14 protein-coding genes and 1 pseudogene are annotated in these 18,331 nt (G+C 51.4%); 14 read left to right on the top strand and 1 reads right to left on the bottom strand.

Annotation, left to right across the window (positions count from 1 at the left end; genetic code table 11):
- Positions 1–59 precede the first annotated feature (59 nt).
- From AC6ESO_RS12820 to AC6ESO_RS12785, 8 genes are all read left to right on the top strand, one after another.
- Positions 60–1,019 carry a DMT family transporter gene (locus AC6ESO_RS12820; RefSeq protein ID WP_497091671.1) on the top strand — a complete coding sequence of 320 codons (960 nt, stop codon included), beginning with the start codon at positions 60–62 and terminating at the stop codon, positions 1,017–1,019.
- Positions 1,020–1,250: 231 nt separating this feature from the next.
- A complete protein-coding gene (locus AC6ESO_RS12815; RefSeq protein ID WP_497091670.1) occupies positions 1,251–3,014 on the top strand; it encodes a sensor histidine kinase in 1,764 nt (587 codons plus the stop codon).
- Positions 3,007–4,392, top strand: coding sequence for a response regulator (locus AC6ESO_RS12810; RefSeq protein ID WP_497091669.1), 1,386 nt, complete (start codon positions 3,007–3,009; stop codon positions 4,390–4,392). Before AC6ESO_RS12815 ends, AC6ESO_RS12810 begins: the two co-directional genes overlap by 8 nt.
- A gap of 176 nt (positions 4,393–4,568) precedes the next feature.
- Positions 4,569–6,281: an extracellular solute-binding protein gene (locus AC6ESO_RS12805; protein WP_497091668.1), complete on the top strand. Its 1,713-nt coding sequence runs from the start codon at positions 4,569–4,571 to the stop codon at positions 6,279–6,281.
- A gap of 88 nt (positions 6,282–6,369) precedes the next feature.
- Positions 6,370–7,269, top strand: coding sequence for an ABC transporter permease subunit (locus AC6ESO_RS12800; protein ID WP_494820422.1), 900 nt, complete (start codon positions 6,370–6,372; stop codon positions 7,267–7,269).
- Between the two features lie 24 nt (positions 7,270–7,293).
- Positions 7,294–8,178: a carbohydrate ABC transporter permease gene (locus tag AC6ESO_RS12795; protein ID WP_497091667.1), complete on the top strand. Its 885-nt coding sequence runs from the start codon at positions 7,294–7,296 to the stop codon at positions 8,176–8,178.
- 26 nt (positions 8,179–8,204) lie between these two features.
- A complete protein-coding gene (locus AC6ESO_RS12790; RefSeq protein ID WP_497091666.1) occupies positions 8,205–9,035 on the top strand; it encodes a ChbG/HpnK family deacetylase in 831 nt (276 codons plus the stop codon).
- A 45-nt stretch (positions 9,036–9,080) separates the two neighbouring features.
- Positions 9,081–9,848: an alpha/beta hydrolase gene (locus AC6ESO_RS12785; RefSeq protein ID WP_497091665.1), complete on the top strand. Its 768-nt coding sequence runs from the start codon at positions 9,081–9,083 to the stop codon at positions 9,846–9,848.
- 871 nt (positions 9,849–10,719) lie between these two features.
- Here the strand turns inward: AC6ESO_RS12785 and AC6ESO_RS12780 are convergent.
- Positions 10,720–12,828, bottom strand: a complete 2,109-nt coding sequence (locus AC6ESO_RS12780) for a Sip1-related alpha-galactosidase (RefSeq protein WP_497091664.1) — start codon at positions 12,826–12,828, stop codon at positions 10,720–10,722.
- A gap of 153 nt (positions 12,829–12,981) precedes the next feature.
- Here AC6ESO_RS12780 and AC6ESO_RS12775 point away from each other — a divergent pair.
- The 6 genes and pseudogenes from AC6ESO_RS12775 to rhaA form a co-directional block, all read left to right on the top strand.
- Positions 12,982–13,218 (top strand): annotated as a pseudogene (locus tag AC6ESO_RS12775) (alcohol dehydrogenase catalytic domain-containing protein); the annotation flags it as partial.
- 8 nt (positions 13,219–13,226) lie between these two features.
- Positions 13,227–13,370, top strand: a complete 144-nt coding sequence (locus tag AC6ESO_RS12770) for a hypothetical protein (protein ID WP_497092158.1) — start codon at positions 13,227–13,229, stop codon at positions 13,368–13,370.
- Positions 13,367–13,525, top strand: a complete 159-nt coding sequence (locus tag AC6ESO_RS12765; RefSeq protein WP_497092135.1) for a zinc-binding dehydrogenase — start codon at positions 13,367–13,369, stop codon at positions 13,523–13,525. The genes AC6ESO_RS12770 and AC6ESO_RS12765 overlap by 4 nt, the downstream gene beginning before the upstream one ends.
- A gap of 1,024 nt (positions 13,526–14,549) precedes the next feature.
- A complete protein-coding gene (locus tag AC6ESO_RS12760) occupies positions 14,550–16,619 on the top strand; it encodes a bifunctional aldolase/short-chain dehydrogenase (protein WP_497091663.1) in 2,070 nt (689 codons plus the stop codon).
- A 17-nt stretch (positions 16,620–16,636) separates the two neighbouring features.
- Positions 16,637–17,008 carry a sensory rhodopsin transducer gene (locus tag AC6ESO_RS12755; protein ID WP_497091662.1) on the top strand — a complete coding sequence of 124 codons (372 nt, stop codon included), beginning with the start codon at positions 16,637–16,639 and terminating at the stop codon, positions 17,006–17,008.
- Between the two features lie 20 nt (positions 17,009–17,028).
- Entirely contained in the window at positions 17,029–18,321 is a 1,293-nt protein-coding gene (rhaA, locus tag AC6ESO_RS12750; RefSeq protein WP_497091661.1) for an L-rhamnose isomerase, read from the top strand.
- Positions 18,322–18,331 lie beyond the last annotated feature (10 nt).

Below are 18,331 nucleotides of genomic sequence, written 5' to 3'. Positions count from 1 at the left end.
GGGGAGGAGAGATTGACTTACAATAAGTGGGACTATTGGCGACGGGAGAGATGAAGCGGTTGAAACCTTCAAAGGCGGCACACGCTCCTCTTGTAAAACAAGGCGTGAGCGCATACTTTCTACTCGGTGTTATCGCATTTCTTTGGGGACTGAATTATGCTGTCGTTCGGGTAGGTTTGGAGTCGCTCGATCCGATGCTTTTCTTAGTGCTGCGCTTCGGCGTATCCGCATTACTGATGTTCGGCCTGCTCAGATGGAAAGAAGGCAGCGTAGGCATTAACCCAAGCGATCTGTGGAAATTCATTGCCCTCGGACTGATTGGCACAACGATGCTGGAGAGTTTCGTCGTTGTATCCATCGACTATACGACGCTGGCGAATTCTTCTATCCTTAGCATCGCACCTTGGCCGATCTTCGCGGCGATCTTTGCACCGCTTTTTACGAAGGAGCGAATCAGACGTTCGCTGCTCGGTTACGGATTTGTATCGATGCTGGGCGTCATTCTGGTCATCTTGGCCGGAGGCAGCTTCTCTCTTGATTCGGATTTGCTGCTGGGCAATTTGCTCGCTTTCGCCGTTAGTATCTGCGGTGGTTTCTACTCGGCTGCTTGCATCCCAATCCTCAAGAAATATTCGGCGCTGCGGATGACCACTTGGATGTTCAGCTTCGGCACACTGTTTATGCTGCCTTTTACAACTGAGGCTTGGGGAGCAACCGATTGGACAGGCATGGGCTGGTCCACGATTGGGGCACTCGCATGCAATATTTTCGTCATCACGATCCTATGCTTCCTGCTGTGGAACAAAGCAATGCCTCAGATCGGCGCAGCGACGGCAAGCTTTTATCGGTATTTGACGCCGCTTGCGGCAGCCTTGTCCGGCGTGTTGTTTTTCCGGGAGCACGTTTATCCCGGCCAACTCGTTGGCGCATGTCTGATGTTTATGGGACTGATCGGCATCAGCCTGCCGGCGACTGGAAAGAGGAACGTGAAGCAGAAAGCCGGAAGCAGCCTAAACTAGCCCATACGCAGAGGAACACGAGAATACATAATTCATTCCCTGCAAATACTTTTATTACCGAAAATGCCGGAGTTGTTCTATGCATGAACTAGATGTAAAATAGTTGAAGCATCAGGAGCCCCTTCAAGCAGCCATGGCAGAGCAGATCAACCGTAAGCTCATCCTCACCTCCTTGTTCGTAAAGCTGATGCTTTGCGTGCATGGAGGTTTTCTTATTTGAAGGAGGATGTTATGGCATTTCGAAGCTCGAAAGGCAAGCTTGATCTACTGCCTTATACACTGAAGCACCGGCTGTTCGCCATGCTGGCGCTGTCCGTTATTATTCCGCTCACCTTAATCGGACTCATCTCATTCTTTGGCATCTACAACGTGCTTCAGAACAAGGTGGAGAAGGGGGTCGAGAAAAGTCTGGAGCAAGAACGCAAGGGGATTGAGTCCATCTTAAGCAACTTGGATTACTCCTCGCGCCAGCTCGCCTTCGAAGGAAAGGTCGGTAAAGACCTTAAGAGCTACCTGACTACACCCGATCCCCTTGATCGCAAAGATTTGGCGGAGGAAATCGAGAATTACATTTCCCTGATTAATTACACCAATCCGCTGCTTGGTTTGACGACTTATTATTTGCCCGATACCAAGGAATTCCTGTTTGAGAATTTGTATATCAACCCGAAGCTCGACATTAACGACTTCGCGAAAATTAATCAGAATACGAGCAATTATACGATTCACGGCCCGCATCGCACGCTGTATACGAATAGCCGCAATTCCGTCTTCTCGATCATGCGGCAAACGGAAACCAGCTCCGGCGAGAAGAACACGGTGCCGATCTATGTCTATATCGAAACGAACGTTTCCGCGATCACGAGTCTGTTCAACAATGACCCGTACGGGATGCCGGTCCGGCACTTGATGCTGGACGCGAAAGGCCGCATTATCTATAACAGCCAAGAGGACACCGAGTTCCCGATTGGTGCCGATATCACTTCACTCAAAGATCGGCTCGGGGATAAGTTCGTTTTCTTCGAGACCTCAAGCAATTATGGGATCAAAGTTGCCGTCGTGATCGACCGCGACGATTACCATAAAGAAATGAACGCTTGGCTGAAGCGCTTCGCAGCCGTTGGTGTTCTCTCGCTTGTCATCGGTTTAGTCATCGGTTGGATCATCTGGAGCATGATCTATGGTCCGCTGCAGCGGATTCGCAAACAGTTCAAGATGCTGGGCGAGAATCGGTTCAATGAACCGCCGGTATCGCTGCATATGAAGGAATTTGACGAGCTGCTGTATCACTTCTACGAAATGCGTCAGCGCATTCGGGGACTGATGTCTGAGATTGAACAGAAGGAATCACGGAAAAGACAGCTTGAAGTGGAGAAGCTCATGTATCAGATGAATCCCCATTTTATCCATAACACGCTTAACACGGCTCAGTGGCTTGCTCGGATTAACGGCCAGGACGAGATCGTCCGGCTGCTCATGATCTTTACACGCGTGCTTAATTACAATCTGGGCAAGGAAGGCAAGATCGTCACTGTCGGCGATGAAATCCAGACGGTCAAAGACTACATGGAGCTGCAGCAAATCCGTTACAATCATCAATTCAATGTGGAGATTGAACTCGAGGAAGGGACAAGCACGGTTGAAATGCCTCGGTTTATTTTGCAGCCGCTTGTCGAGAATGCCCTCTATCATGGGTTCAAGCAGAAGGATGGCACCATTATCGTTCGTGTCAGCAGGGTAGATGAAGAGCATCTGTTCATCAGCGTGAAGGACAATGGGGAAGGGATGTCGGAGGAGGTAATCGAGACGCTGTTTCATTCCAATGACCCTAACCGCCGTAAGGTCGGGCTTGGGATTGGGCTTAATTTTGTAAACAATATTGTGAAAATGTATTACGGTGATCCGTATGGACTCGAGGTTACAAGCACGATCGGAGTGGGTACGGAAATGCGGCTGCGGCTGCCGATCACAGTGAAGGAGGTGTGGGATGATTAGGACATTGATCGTAGATGATGAGCATTTGGTGCGCAAAGGACTGGTCTTTACCGTTCCGTGGAAGGAATGCGGCTTTGAAATCGTTGCGGAGGCGGACAATGGGGAGAGTGCGCTCGACATTATAGATCGGGTGCCGATCGACCTGCTGTTGACCGATTTGACGATGCCGGTCATGGACGGATTCGAATTGATGCGCATTGTGAAGGAGCGTCACCCGGCGGTACGGACCGTCGTGCTGACCTGCCATCAGGATTTTCATTTCTTGCAGGATGCAATGCGCTTAGGCGCGATCGATTATGTCGTGAAGACCGATATCGCCGACAATGTACTGGAAGAAATGCTGCTGCGCATATCGGAGCGAATTGTTGCGGAGCAAGCACAAGGAGGACTGGCTGAAGCAGCCGGTCAAGCAAAGCAGCTTGAGTCACGGCAGTCTCTCGTCGTAATCGTACCGGAGCATGGCGCGTCACAAGTTCGTCCGGCAGGATTGGAAGGCGCAGTCCACATTCAAGATTCGATCTGGATGGTTCCCGGCAAAACAAGCTCCGAAATCGATGAGCTGCTTTCTCGAATGGAAAGTGAGGGGGAAGCGGACAAGCTTTGTTACGCACGCGTAACGAATTGGCCGGATAAGCCTAGAACCTCGGATTGGCTTCCTATGCTGAAGGAACGCATGTTTTACGAGTCCTATGCAAACGATGAATATACCGTTTCCCTTTCCGAGCTCACAGGAGAGAAGCCAAGCACTATGGTTGTGCCTTCTGATAGTAAGCAAGCATGGCGCAATCAGCGCTGGTTGTTCGATAAGAAGGAATTCGAGGAATTGATGCAGTCCATCCGCGACAACAAGCCTTCCTATCGCAGTGTCGTAGCGATGTTCGAGGAGCTCGCAGCGGCTTGGGACTTGCTGGCCGTTAACAATCGACTGTGGCCGAATTGGCGAACGGCTACGGCGGCTTTTACCACGCTTGCCGAATGGCAGCGCTGGTTCGAGCAGGCTTCAAGCAGCATTACGGGGTATGCGAGAAGCCGTGGATTCTCGAATGATGTCTTTATCGCAATCATGCGAGCACTTGAGATGCTGCATACCGATTCCGGTGAAAGCGCCAATCGGACAGAACTTTCCGCCAAAGTGAATCTCAGCCAGAGCTATTTCAGTACGATTTTCAAAGAGATCATCGGCAAGTCGTTCCATGAAGCGGTTAAGGAAGCGCGGCTGGAGAAAGCCAAGCATATGCTGGTTCAGCATGCAGATATGCCGATCTATTGGATCGCGGAGAAAACGGGTTTCCAAGATGAGAAGTACTTCAGTAAGATATTCAGGCTGCAAACCGGCATGGTGCCATCGGAGTTCAGAGAACGTCAATTACGGCGGTAAGGTAGAAAAAAAACGAATGCAGGTGAGAAAAAAGTCGTCTGGCGTCGACAATGATGCCCGATGGGCAGACGTTCTTCTCCCATGCATAAGTCCCGATTCTCTCACGATTCGGCTTGATGAAGCGGTATGATGGTCATGTACCAAATAACATTAAACAGCCGAAAGAAGGGGTAGCATTGAAAAAGGCAGCATTGTTGTCGGCAGTAGCATTAATGCTTGTTGTAACCGCTTGCGGAGATAAAACAAACGAGACCGCAAACTCGAACAACTCGAATAACACACAAGCAGACGCGCCGGCAAACACGCCGGTAGAGAAAGCGGATCCGTTTGGTAAATACGCAGAAACCGTTGAGTTCACGACAATCGTGAACAACAACCCTGAGGCAGCAAAGAAGTTCCCTGAAGGCGAATCCTTCGAAAACAATAAATACAAGTCCTACCTGGAAACATCGCTTAACGTAAAATCCACGCCGCTTTGGGAAGCGAATGGATCGGCATACTCCAATAAATTCAACCTGATGATCGCAAGTAACGATCTGCCGGACATCTTCGTAGTGGAGAACATCGACAAGACGCCAGCTAAAACGTTGCTGAAGCGTATGTACGATGCAGGCATGCTTGAAGACCTGACAACGGTTTATGACCAATACGCTAGCGACGCGGTTAAAGAAGTTAATGCGTCGGTTGACAACAAAGCGCTAGAGAACGCATCGTTCGATGGCAAGCTGTACGGCCTGCCAAGCGTTAACGATATGAACAACGCGCAGATGGTTTGGATTCGCCAAGATTGGCTGGACAAGCTGCAATTGAAAGCTCCTACAACGACGGATGAGCTGATGGCAGTTGCCAAAGCGTTCAAAGAACAAGATCCGGACGGCAACGGTAAAGCCGATACACTTGGTCTTGCTGTACAAGGCGCTCAATTGTTCAACAACGATCCGTTTACTTTGACAGGTTTCGTATGGGCAGAGAACGCGTTCCCGAACATGTGGGTCAAAGACGCTTCCGGCAAACTCGTGTACGGTTCCACAACGCCTGAAATGAAAACAGCGCTTGGCAAACTGGCGCAAATGTACAAAGACGGCTCGATCGACAGCGAATTCGCGCTTCGTGACGGTAACAAGACAGCGGAATTCCTGGTTAGCGACCGTGCAGGTATGATGATGGGCATGTGGTGGAACCCGTACTGGCCAATCGGCGGTGCAATCGACAACAACCCTAAAGGCGAATGGAAAGCTTATCCGATTCTAACGGGCGACCATGTTAACGTAGGGAACGAGTTCTACTCCAACTCCTTCATGGTTGTTAAGAAAGGCTTTGCACACCCGGAGCTTGCCGTGAAAATCATGAACACGATGAAAGCAAACTCGACGAAGAAAATTCCGGAGCTGCTTGAGCTTGAAACGACAGGCATCTACAAAGCAAGCGATTCGACAAGAAACCAATGGGGGCTGAACGCGCAAATTTCCCCTGCATTCCCGGATACAACAGCTCGTACGGTTAAGAAATTCGATGAGATTTTCGCAGGTACAGCACAAGCGGATATTCTGGATATCGCGGAGAAACCGATCTTCGATCAAGTGAAATCCGAGAAGGACAATCCGAAGAAAGATCTGAACAACTACAAGACGTTCCTGGCTTGGATGGAAGGTAACGGCGTAGTATCGCATAACAAGCTTAACAACGTATTCAACGAATTCACCGGCACAACGCCAACCATGGAGCAAAGCAACACGACGCTTACGGATCTGCAAACGAAAGTGTTCCTCGAAATCATCATGGGCAAGAAAGATATTTCGGAGTTCGACAACTTCGTAACGCAGTGGAAGAAGCTTGGCGGCGAGAAGATCACGGAAGAAGTAAACGCAGAATATACAAAAACGCATTAAGGTTAGTTCAAGCGGATGGAGAATGAAAGGCGTTAATCCTCACGGTTAACGCCTTTCGTTTCCTAAGCGTGATGGGAGGATTATAGAGATGGCAAAGCTGTGGCAGAAGGAATCCATACATTTTCATATCATGCTGTTGCCGGCACTCGCATTGGTCTTGATTTTTCAAATCTATCCGATGTCAGGTATCGTATTGGCATTCAAAGATTTTGTGCCTACTAAAGGAATCTGGGGCTCGCCATGGGCAGGCTTCAAGCATTTTCTCTTCGTGCTCGACAATCCGGAAAGTGCCACGATTTTGCGCAACACCTTAATTATTTCGTTCGGTAAAATCATTACCCTCATTATTGTGCCGGTCGTATTCGCGCTGATGCTCAATGAAATTAGACTGCGCTGGTTTAAACGCACCGTTCAAACCGTCGTTTATCTGCCCCACTTCCTGTCATGGGTCGTCGTAGCCGGTATTCTGAAGGATGTTCTCTCACTTAGCGGCCCTGTTAACTGGGTGCTTCACAGCTGGTTTGGCTTCGAACCGCAAATGTTCCTAGGGAGCAATGAGTGGTTCCGCACGATCATCGTGTCTTCAAACGTATGGAAAGAGTTTGGTTTCTCTACGATTATCTACTTAGCGGCTCTCACCAACATCAACCCTTCGCTCTATGAAGCGGCTGAAATCGACGGAGCAGGACGTTTCCAAAAACTAATGAATATTACATTGCCGGGTATTGCGATGACCATCGCGCTGCTTGCTACGCTTAGCCTAAATGGCGTACTTAATGCGGGCTTCGACCAAGTCTTCAACATGTACAACGTACTGGTCATGGAATCCGGCGATATTATTGATACTTATGTGTACCGCTCAGGGCTGATGTCCGCCCAGTATGAGATGGCAACCGCGATCGGGCTGCTCAATTCCGGCGTGAGCTTCATCCTAGTCATTCTGACTTATACGATGGCTTATCGTTTTGCAAATTATCGTATCTTCTAGTGTATACAAGCGAGGTGAAAGGGTATGGTTCAAAATAAAACGCTCGGTTCGCGGTCATTTGATGTGCTGCTGCTGCTGTTCATGGTAGTCGTATCGCTTCTGTCCGTTGCGCCAATTATTCATACGCTGGCGTTGTCGCTGAGTAAAGCTTCCTTCGCAATGGCTGGACAAGTATTTCTATGGCCGAAAGGCTTTGATATCAGTTCCTATCAGAAAGTGTTTACGGATAAGCAATTCTTTCTCTCTTTCTGGGTTTCGGTAAAACGAACGTTCCTTTATACTGGACTTAGTTTGTTGGTTACGGTGTTGATGTCCTATCCGCTTTCGCGTGAAACGAAACAGTTTAAATCGCGGAATGTCTACATGTGGGTATTCGTCTTCGTCATGATGTTTAACGGCGGACTTGTGCCAACGTACCTGACGATCAAATCGCTCGGTTTGATGAACAACTTCTGGGTACTGATTCTACCGGGTCTGGTAAACGTGTATAATGCGATTCTGGTCATGAACTTCTTCCGCAACCTGCCCAAAGAGCTGGATGAATCGGCCGGTATGGACGGTGCAGGCGCTTGGCGGAAGCTGGTTCTCATTTACTTGCCGCTCTCGCTGCCGGTACTTGCGACCATTACGCTCTTCAACGTGGTGATGACATGGAATGAGTACTTCTCCGCGATGATCTACGTTACGAAGAGCAACTTGATTCCGCTGCAAACGTATTTGCAGCAGGTCGTCGTTACGATCGATCCGACCAAGATCACAACAGAGAACGTAAGCCAGCTTACGAAAGTATCGAGCGAGACCCTGAATTCGGCCAAAATCGCGGTAACGATGCTGCCGATTCTCATTATTTATCCACTGCTTCAGCGCTACTTCATCACGGGGATAACGATGGGTTCTGTCAAAGAATAAATCAAAGCGCGAAGCGAGGATCTTTCATGGCGAACAGTACAGTTTCATTAATTACAAGAGCCGATGATTGCGGCAATAGCGAGTCCCATAACTTAGCGATCGCGGAGAGCTGCAGGCACGGTATCGTGCGCAACGTCTCCGTGATGGCAACAGGCGCCGCGCTTGACCATGCGGCGGCTTTGTTTGCCGGAGACCGGAGCATATGCTTCGGTCTTCATGCTACGATGAATGCGGAATGGGAGACGTTCCGCTGGAAGCCGCTGCTCCCGGCATCGGAAGTATCGACGCTTGTCGATGCCGATGGTTATTTCATGCAGCATCCGGGCCTGTGGCTTGCCGCGCCGCCGGATATCGAGCAGATCCTGGGCGAGATGAAGGCACAGCTGGACAAGCTGCGCACTGCGGGCTTTGAAATTACCTATGCGGATTCGCATATGTTCTTCGAGTGGGCGGTTAAAGGGCTCGATGCTGCTTTTGACGCATGGTGCGAGCAAGAAGGGCTTATCAGTCATCGGCCTTTTGTAGGCAGGTTGCCTGAGATTGGCGGAAATGGCGCTGATGCTGGTGAAGGTGCTGGAGCGGGTGACAGTGCGAGCGCAGGGATCGGAGCTGGGGATCCGGTGGATCAGTTCGTCGCGCGGTTGAAGCTTGCCGTGCCGGGACAATATTTGATCGTTGGCCATCCCGGCTATGACGATGAAGAGACTCGGAGCTGGGGCAACTCGGATTATCCGGGTACGAAGGTAGCGCAAGATCGCCACTGGGAGCGTTTGATGTATACGGATTCGCGCGTGCTCGAAGCCGTGAGGAGCGGTGGCGTTCGATTGCTTCGCTATGACGAGGCGCAGGTCCTTTAGAAACGATTGCGGATTCTATCGCAGCTACAGGAGGAGAATGAAACGATGGCAGTCATTCATATGGATTTTTTTTCAAGCGTGTTGGGGATGACCTCCTCGGTATCGATCGTGATGCCGCAGGACGTGCAGCCGGGCGAGAAGCTGCCGGTGCTGTACATGCTCCATGGTTTAAGCGATAACGAAAATACATGGCTTCGCCAAACGACGCTGGAGTACCAGCTCTCGAAATACCGCATGTTCGTCGTCATGCCGAACGTGCACCGCAGCTTCTACTCCGATATGGCACATGGCGGCAAGTATTGGACGTACGTGAGTGAGGAGCTTCCGAAGATCGTTAAAGCGATGTTCCCGATTTCGGATCGCAGAGAGGATACCTTTGCAGCTGGCCTATCGATGGGCGGCTACGGCGCCATGAAATTGGCGCTTGCCTATCCGGAGCGTTACGCTGCCGCGGCTAGTTTCTCCGGCGCGCTGGATATTCGCGCGATCGAGAACTTGTTTGAAGGCAGTGAGTTCACCGATATTTTCGGTGATGTGGCAGGCACGAAGGAGCACAAGGACGACTTGTTCCACCTTGCGAATGTCGCAGCGAAATCCGGCAAAGAGCTCCCGGCGCTGTATCAATGCTGCGGCACGGAAGACTTCCTCTATGCCGACAATATCCGTTTCTTAAACCATATCAAATCGCTTGGCATCGAGCTCACCTACGAGGAAGAAACAGGCTTGCACGAGTGGGGCTACTGGAACATGAAACTGCCTCGTGTGCTCGAATTTCTTACCGGCGCAGCGAAGAAAGATGCTGTAACCAAATAGAGTGCTAAAGGAATGCCCGTTAGTCGATTCGTGGACTAGCGGGTGTTTTTTGTTGTTGGGAGCTACGAGTAGCTCCCAGAGCAACACATTCCCCTTAAACTTGGTGGAAACGAGCAAAGAGTAGCTCCTAGAGCAACACATCCCCCGAAACCTGGTGGAAATGAGCAAAGAGTAGCTACTAGAGCAACACATTCACCAAAACCTAGTGGAAATGATGAGCAAAGAGTAGCTCCCAGAGCAACACATTCCCCTTAAACTTGGTGGATACGATCAAAGAGTAGCTCCTAGAGCAACACATTAGTTGAAGTATGGTGGATTTAGAGAAAGAGTAGCTCCCAGAGCAACACAGTGGTGGAAGTAGGGGGAAATCAGAGAAGCTCACCTAGAGATCTACATTGGCGGGAATGTGGGAAAACGAGGGAATGTAGCTCGCGCAGAGATCTACATTGGCCAAAAATCGGCGAAATGAGAGAAAGTAGCTCATACAGAGATCTACGTTGTGCGAAACACGGATAGATGAAGTAGCTCCCAGGGCAACACATTGGCAGAAATAGTGTGGTTTTGAGCATGAATACTTCCAGTGCAACACATCTGCAGGAACTGTCGGATGGAAAACGGCGAATCGAGCAGCAAGAGAGGTAGCGGATACCGCAGATTGGCGGGAAATCGGTGAACAAGCAACAAGAGAGGTAGCAGATACCGCATATGGTGGGAAAACCGGAGTTCGAGCAACTAGAGAGGTAGCACATACCGCACATTAGCGGGGATTGGCGGTGTAGTATAGCTATTTACGAGGAAACAACAGTAAAACAAAAAAGGGCTGCCTCCCAAGCCGCATAAATGCAGCGTTTTGTGAGGTAGCCCTTCTGTTTTAAGCAAAGCGGATTTCGACGAGTACTTCTGCGGCGTTTGAGTCGCAGGCGATAGAGTAGAAGCCCTGTTCGGAGCGGATTTCTGCTGCTTGTCCGTTCACAGTTGCGGATACGGGCGCGGACTTAGACGTGAAGCCGTAAACGCCGCCTTCATGAAGCAGCACGGTTGCGCGATCCGGCTGGGCGAGCATCCATTTGACGGTGGCGGCCGAGACGTACTTATCGATTAAGCCGAAGCTTGCAAAGCCGCTACGGTAAGGAGCGGCCGTGAACAGCTGCGGCTTACCGCGTTCCACCGTGAAGCGATGCAACTCCGACTCTACCAGCAGCGATGCGCTGCGGCCGAAGTGAGAATATACAGCATACTCGGCAGCAGCCTCCATCCCAGTAATGTCCGTCAAGCGGAACTCGCCTTCAAGCGGCGCAGCATCCTTGTGAATGTGGAAACATGCGAGCAGCCCGCTATCGCCGGAGCGACTCATGATTTTGAGCGGCACCGCGGTTTCGACGGGGTTCACCAGAAGTACGTCCTCTGTCGGTACGCCCGGCTTGTCGGCACGAAGAATGCGGCCATCAGACAGAATAAGCGGGCGAAGTACTTCAGCATCGGTCTCGCCGACTTTATCGCTAACATAAACGGGGCCGCCGCTAATTGCACGGAGAACGGCATGATCCCGGCTATCCTCATGGGATGTCCACCAAATATCCCAATCGCCCCAATACAGCGTGCTGTGATAGAACGAATTGTAGGCGTTCTGCAGCGCATGCTCGCGGAACCATTCCGGTTTCGACGGATAGAAGTCGTCGCTGTTGCGCGAAATGGCGGAGTTGACGCGGCTCCACACATTCTCCTGCGCCATGCCCATGCAATTGATCAATCGGCCGTCAAAGTATAGCGATGCCGATGCTTCGAGCGCTTCATGTAATCCCTTCGCCGCTTGTCCAAGCGGCTGCTGGCCTTTGACAAATTCGATCAGAGAGCTCTGGCTATCGACCTTCAGCATGTCGATGCCTTGTGCGGCCAACCAGCTATACCATTGCTTCCAGAAACCGAAACCGATCTTTGCATCAGGACTCGGAACCAGACGCCCGGCAGTGTCAGCTTGCAGCAGGTCACGATGTTTAAAGGCGATTTCACCTTCCGGATCAACACCGTGCCAATACCCCGTGAACGCATGCCAGACACCAACCCATTTGACGCCGTATTCGTTCTTAAGCCTGCTTACCGTACCGGCAAGTCCATCCGGGAACTTCGAACGATCTTCCTCGAATGAGACGAGCGTTTTCTCGCGAACCGGAGACCAGCCGTCGTCAACCATGACCCATTTGACCGGAACTTGCTTCGCTCTCAGCTCCTTAGCTTTCTCCTCAATGCCTTGCTGCGAAACATCATGGTAGAACGCATCCCACGTGCACCAGCCCAAGTATTCGAAAACCTCCGGATAACGCTTCGACTCGCGAAGGCGAACCGGCTCTTGCCGAGCGAGGAATACCGCTTCAGCGGCTTTCTCCACAACTTCATAAGCGCTGTCGCCTTCGTGCAGGACAAACAGCAGCTCGCGACCGGTTCGAACTCCGCGAAGCAGAGGAGAAATTACAAATTGCAGCCCTTGGCCATCGCCGCGCGCGGTGGTCTTAAACACATTCGAGCATTGCGGGAACAGCTGCGTGTAGCGGCCGGCCGCTTTCCAGAGCAGCGCTTGTGTTTTCTCGGGGAGAGCAGCTGTGCTCTTCGCCATATAAGGCCGGGTCCACCACCATTTGTACGCATTATAGTGGGCCAATACGCCTTCCAAGCTGCCGACGGGCTCGCCTACGGAAAGCAGAATGCCGTCATCCGCTGCCAGCGCATGCGTAACGCCGAAGATATCCTGCTTTAATTGAACGGACATATATGCACTCACGGTGTGCGCGTAACATCGAAGCTCTAGCGTCAAATGGCTTGTTTCCTCCGCATCATGGAAAGGCAATAAGTACGTTTCATAGGCGCCCATTTCATCGCTGCCGCCATCCCCTTGCACCCAGCCTGCTGTTTCATAACTTGGAGTATCGCCATTCTCATAAGTAACGGTAAGTCCGTATTGGTTAAATAATTGCTGTGGTTTCATCGGTTATTCTCCTTTGCCGCTTCAATCGTGCTCTGCCAGCCGAGCAGAGTACATCTGTAATCATAACGGAAATGCCTCGCACGCTAGGAGGGAAATAGGTCTTGCAAAGGTGGAAAATCGTCTGTAGTTGCATGGGGCGAAAAGTCTGACCGCGTCATCATTGAACCGGCGATTCCGTGCGGAAGCTGCTATCCGTGTCGAAGCGGGAAATACAATTGCTGCATCGATATGAAATTCGTCGGCTCCTTTGGCGGGCAGGGCGGGTTTGCCGACTATGTAGCGGTGCCGGAGCGGTGCATTCATCCGATGCCGGATGAGATGGATTATCGCATCGGCGCCTTGTGCGAGACGTTCACGATTGGGGCACAGGCGGTCAAGCAGGGAATGTGAAGGATGGCATGACAGTCACCATACTCGGCATGGGTCCGATCGGGCTGACGATTCTGATTCTGCTCAAGCGGCTTTACGCTGTGCGCGTGTTTGCCGTCGATGTCGTGCCGGAGCGGCTGCTGACCGCGAAGCATTCGGTGCGGACGTCCTGATCAATCCGCTGGAAGCCGATCCAGTTCAGCGGGTAAAGGAATTGACCGGCGGGGAATACTCCAATGCCGTCATCGAGGTGGCCGGACTGAAGCGCACGATGGAGCAGACGATTCATCTGGTCAGCGCTGGCGGCCATGTTGTAATCGTGGGGTGACCTCTGACGATGTGAGTTTTCCCGGCATCCTGTTTACGAAGAAGGAAGTCGAAATCCGCGGCAGCCGGAACAGCGTGGATCAATTTCCGTTTATTATTGACTTCCTGAGCCGCAACCGCGAGCTGGCGGAAGCATTATTACCGCGACGATGCCGTTCCAGGACATCGCGCATGCTTTCCATGAGGCCAAGACGAAACCGAATGCGTTTAATAAGATTATTTTGATGTTCGATGAGGTGTAAACGAGGCGGCTAGGCGCAAGATGCACATGAGGGAGTAGCTGATTCGCCAACTAACTTATAAAGAGTAGCCCTGGGGGCAACTCTTTCGTAAAACAAGCTTAGATTCCGCCAAAGAGTTCCTCTAGGAGCAACACTTTAGCTTGATTCACCAACTAACTTCAAATGAGTAGCCCTGGGGGCTACTCTATCGTAAAACTAACTTAGTTTCCGCGAAAGAGTTGCACTAGGAGCGACTCTTTCGCTTGATTCGTCAACTAACTTCCAATGTGTTGCTCTAGGAGCTACTATTTCGCTTGAAAAGCGAATTCGGCGAAATGAGCGAATGAAGGGAACCAGGGGATCTACATGAGAGTAAATTCGGCGAAATGAGCGAATGAAGGGAACCAGGGGATCTACATGAGAGTAAATTCGGCGAAATGAGCGAATGAAGGGTACCAGGGGATCTACATGAGAGTAAATTCGGCGAAATGAGCGCAAGAAGCGCACCAGTGGATCTACATGGTAGCGAATTCGGCGAAATGAGCGCAAGAAGCGCACCAGTGGATCTACATGGCAGCAACTCCGGCGAAATGAGCCCATGAAGCGCACCAGGAGAACTACATGATAGCCGCTCAGTTCCTTCGAGCCTAGCCCAACAAACAAGCCCGAAAACAGAGCGAAGTTTCATCTTCGCTGTGTTTTCGGGATGTTTTTGTTTTTGTTTGAATTTCTGTATTCAAAAACAAACAAACATGATAAACTGATTTTAACATCATATATCAAACTCATTCGGAGGTATTCACAATGGTACAAAGTTTGTGGGAGCAAGAGAAAGCATCGGAACTGCAAGGCGGACTTGCACAGCTGGTTTATCGCTCTAATATCATCGGTACGGATCGCCGCGTTTGCAACTGGGGCGGCGGTAACACATCAAGCAAGACAACGGTGCAGGATTTCCGCGGTCGCGACATTGAAGTGATGTATGTGAAAGGCAGCGGCTCTGACCTTGCTACGATGAAAGCGGGCAACTTCACGGGTCTGCGCATGGAGGATATTCGTCCATTGTTCGAGCGCGATGAAATGTCCGACGAGGAAATGGTTGGCTACCTCGCACATTGTATGATCGACAGCAAGCACCCGCGCGCTTCGATCGAAACGCTGCTGCATGCGTTCCTGCCGTTCAAACACGTGGATCACACGCACCCGGATTCCATCATCAGCCTATGCTGCGCGGATAACGGCAGAGAGCTGGCCAAAGAAATTTTCGGCGACCGTTTCGTATGGGTCCCTTATGTACGCCCAGGCTTTACCCTTTCCAAAATGATTGCGCAAGGCGTGCTCTCGAATCCGAAAGCAGAGCTCGTGCTCATGGAGAAACACGGTCTCGTTACTTGGGGCGAGACATCCGAGGAAGCTTACGCGCAAACGATCAAAATCATCACAGAAGCAGAAGATTTCATCGAAGCTCGCGTCAACGAAGCGAAGCTGTTCGGCGGCGTGAAATACGCAGCGCTTGAAGCAGATGTCCGCAAAAGCATTGCTGCACAAGTGATGCCAACGATTCGCGGCGCGGTAAGCGATGCGAAGAAAATGATTCTGACCTTCGACGATGCAGACGACGTGCTGGCATTCGTAGGCGGCGCAAAATCCCCTGAGCTGTCCCAAGTCGGCGCGGCTTGCCCGGATCACCTCGTTCACACGAAGGTTGTACCTCTGTTCATCGATTGGACGCCGAACGTAGAGGATATCGACGGGTTGAAAGCGATTCTTAAAGAAAGCATCGCTGCGTATAAGAAACAATATGAAGCCTATTTCGAACGGAATAAGAACGAAGGCGACGTGATGTTCGAAGCCGCGCCGCGCGTTATTCTAATTCCGGGAATCGGCATGATTAATACAGGCAAAAGCTGGTCCAACTCCAAAGTGAGCGGCGCGCTTTACCACCGTGCCATTGCCGTTATGCGCGGCGCAACAGCGCTTGGCGACTTCGTCTCCCTAAGCGAGAACGAATCCTACAACGTCGAGTACTGGCCGCTTGAGCTGTACAAACTGTCGCTTGCTCCTGCAGAAGCGGAATTCTCCCGCAAAGTCGCGTTCATTACCGGCGGTGCCGGCGGCATCGGCAGTGAAACGGCTCGCCGCCTCGTCTCCGAAGGCGCTCATGTGGTACTTGCCGACCTGAATTTGGAAGGTGCGGAGCGGGTAGCCGGCGAAATTAATGGGAAGTACGGCGAAGGCCGTGCGGCAGCTGTGAAGATGGACGTAACGAGCGAAGAAGCGGTTATGGCGGCTATCGCAGAAACAGCACTCACGTATGGCGGTATCGACATCATCGTGAACAACGCAGGTCTCGCAACCTCGAGTCCGTTTGACCAGACATCCTTGAAAGAATGGAACCTGAACATGAACGTGCTTGGCACAGGCTACTTCCTGGTCGCACGCGAGGCGTTCAAGCTGATGAAAGAGCAAGCAATCGGCGGCAACATGGTATTCATCGGTTCCAAAAACTCCGTGTATGCGGGCAAGAGCGCATCTGCGTACAGCTCGGCAAAAGCATTGGAGGCTCACTTGGCACGCTGCGTGGCAGCAGAAGGCGGAGAGTTCGGCATTCGCTGCAATACGATTTTGCCGGATGCGATTCTGCAAGGCTCTACGATCTGGAACGGCAGCTGGCGCAATGAGCGGGCAGCCGCTTACGGCATCGAACCGGATCAGCTGGAAGAGTACTACCGTAAACGGACGACGCTGCTCGTTAACATCTATCCGCGCGATATCGCCGAAGGCGTTGCGTTCTTCGCTTCCTCCAAGGCAGATAAAACGACCGGCTGTATGTTGACCATTGACGGCGGAGTTCCGGCAGCATTCACACGATAAGAGAGGTTGGTGCGGGCATGTATCAAGCAAGAGGCGAGAAACACTGGATTATTCCGGACGGCTATATTCCGCCAACAAGCAAAGGTTCACTTGAAAGCCATGAATCGGTATGTGTGCTCAACTGTGCTTCGGAAGACGCACTGATCCGGATGACCATTTTCTTCGAGGATCGCAATCCCATTGAAAACATTCTTGTTGTCGTACCAGGCAGACGAACCAAACATATCCGTACCTCTACCCTGTCGTCGAGTGGGGAGTTCATTCCGGTCGGCGTTCCTTATGCGATAGAGGTATTGAGCGATATTCCGATTATCGTGCAATACAGCCGATTAGATGCAACCCAGGCGGAGAATGCATTAATGTCAGTCGTAGCTCATCCTCTAAAATAACGTTAAAAGGAGCATGTGAGATGGACCAAACCATTCAAGCTAATTACGAGGCAGCCAAAGCGCTGTATGCACGCCATGGTATTGATGTGGATGCGGCACTGGAGCAGCTGGCTCAAATTAAAATATCGATGCACTGCTGGCAGGGAGACGATGTACGCGGCTTTCTGAATAAAGGCCAAGCACTGACAGGAGGCATCTCGGTTACCGGTAATTATCCTGGGGCTGCCGGTACGCCGGAAGAGCTGCGCGCGGATTTGGAGCTGGCATTCTCCTTGATTCCGGGCAAACACAAGCTGAACCTGCACGCCATTTATGTAGACACCAATGAGCAAGTTGAGCTGGACAAAATCGAACCGAAGCATTTTCAGAAGTGGGTCGATTGGGCGAAGGAGCAAGGACTCGGTCTTGATTTTAATCCAACCTGCTTCTCCCACGAGAAGTCGAAGGACGGCTTCACGCTGAGCCATCCGGACCCGGAAATTCGTCAATTCTGGATCGACCACTGCAAGGCATCCCGCAAAATCGGAGCTTATTTCGGCGAGCAGCTCGGCCAAACCTGCGTCACGAACGTATGGATTCCGGACGGCTTCAAGGATACGCCGGTTGATCGTTTGGCACCGCGTAAACGGTTGAAGGATGCGCTCGATGAAGTATTCGAGGAAGAATTGAACCCTGCTCATAACCTGGATGCGGTGGAAAGCAAGCTGTTCGGCTTGGGCTCGGAAGCCTATGTTGTCGGTTCGCATGAATTCTATATGGGTTATGGGATGCAGAACAATAAGCTGATCTGTTTGGATGCGGGCCATTTCCATCCGACGGAAGTCATTTCGAATAAGCTGTCCGCGATTTCGCTGTTCACAGATGGCATTCTGCTTCATGTCAGCCGCCCTATGCGCTGGGACAGCGATCATGTCGTGACGATGGACGATGAGCTGATTGATATCGGCCGTGAGCTTGTCCGCGGCGACCTGCTTAGCAAAACGCATATCGGCCTTGATTTCTTCGATGCCAGCATTAACCGCGTTGCAGCATGGGTTATCGGGACGCGCAACACGATTAAAGCCGTGATGAGAGCGATGCTGGATCCGGTTGAAGCGCTGCGCCAAGCTGAAAACGATGGCGACTATACGACTCGCCTTGCGCTGCAAGAAGAATTCAAGTCGTATCCGTTCGGCGCAGTTTGGGATTACTACTGCGAGAAGAACGGTGTGCCTGTGCGTGAAGCATGGCTTGCCGAAGTGAAAGCTTACGAGCAAGCGGTATTGCTGCAGCGGGGCAAAGAACCGGTCGAAGCAGCAGAATCTAACGTATAGGAGGATGCAG

Source organism: Paenibacillus rhizoryzae (assembly GCF_059686995.1).
Note: the sequence above shows the minus strand (reverse complement) of the source record. Positions and strands in the feature narration are given on the sequence as shown.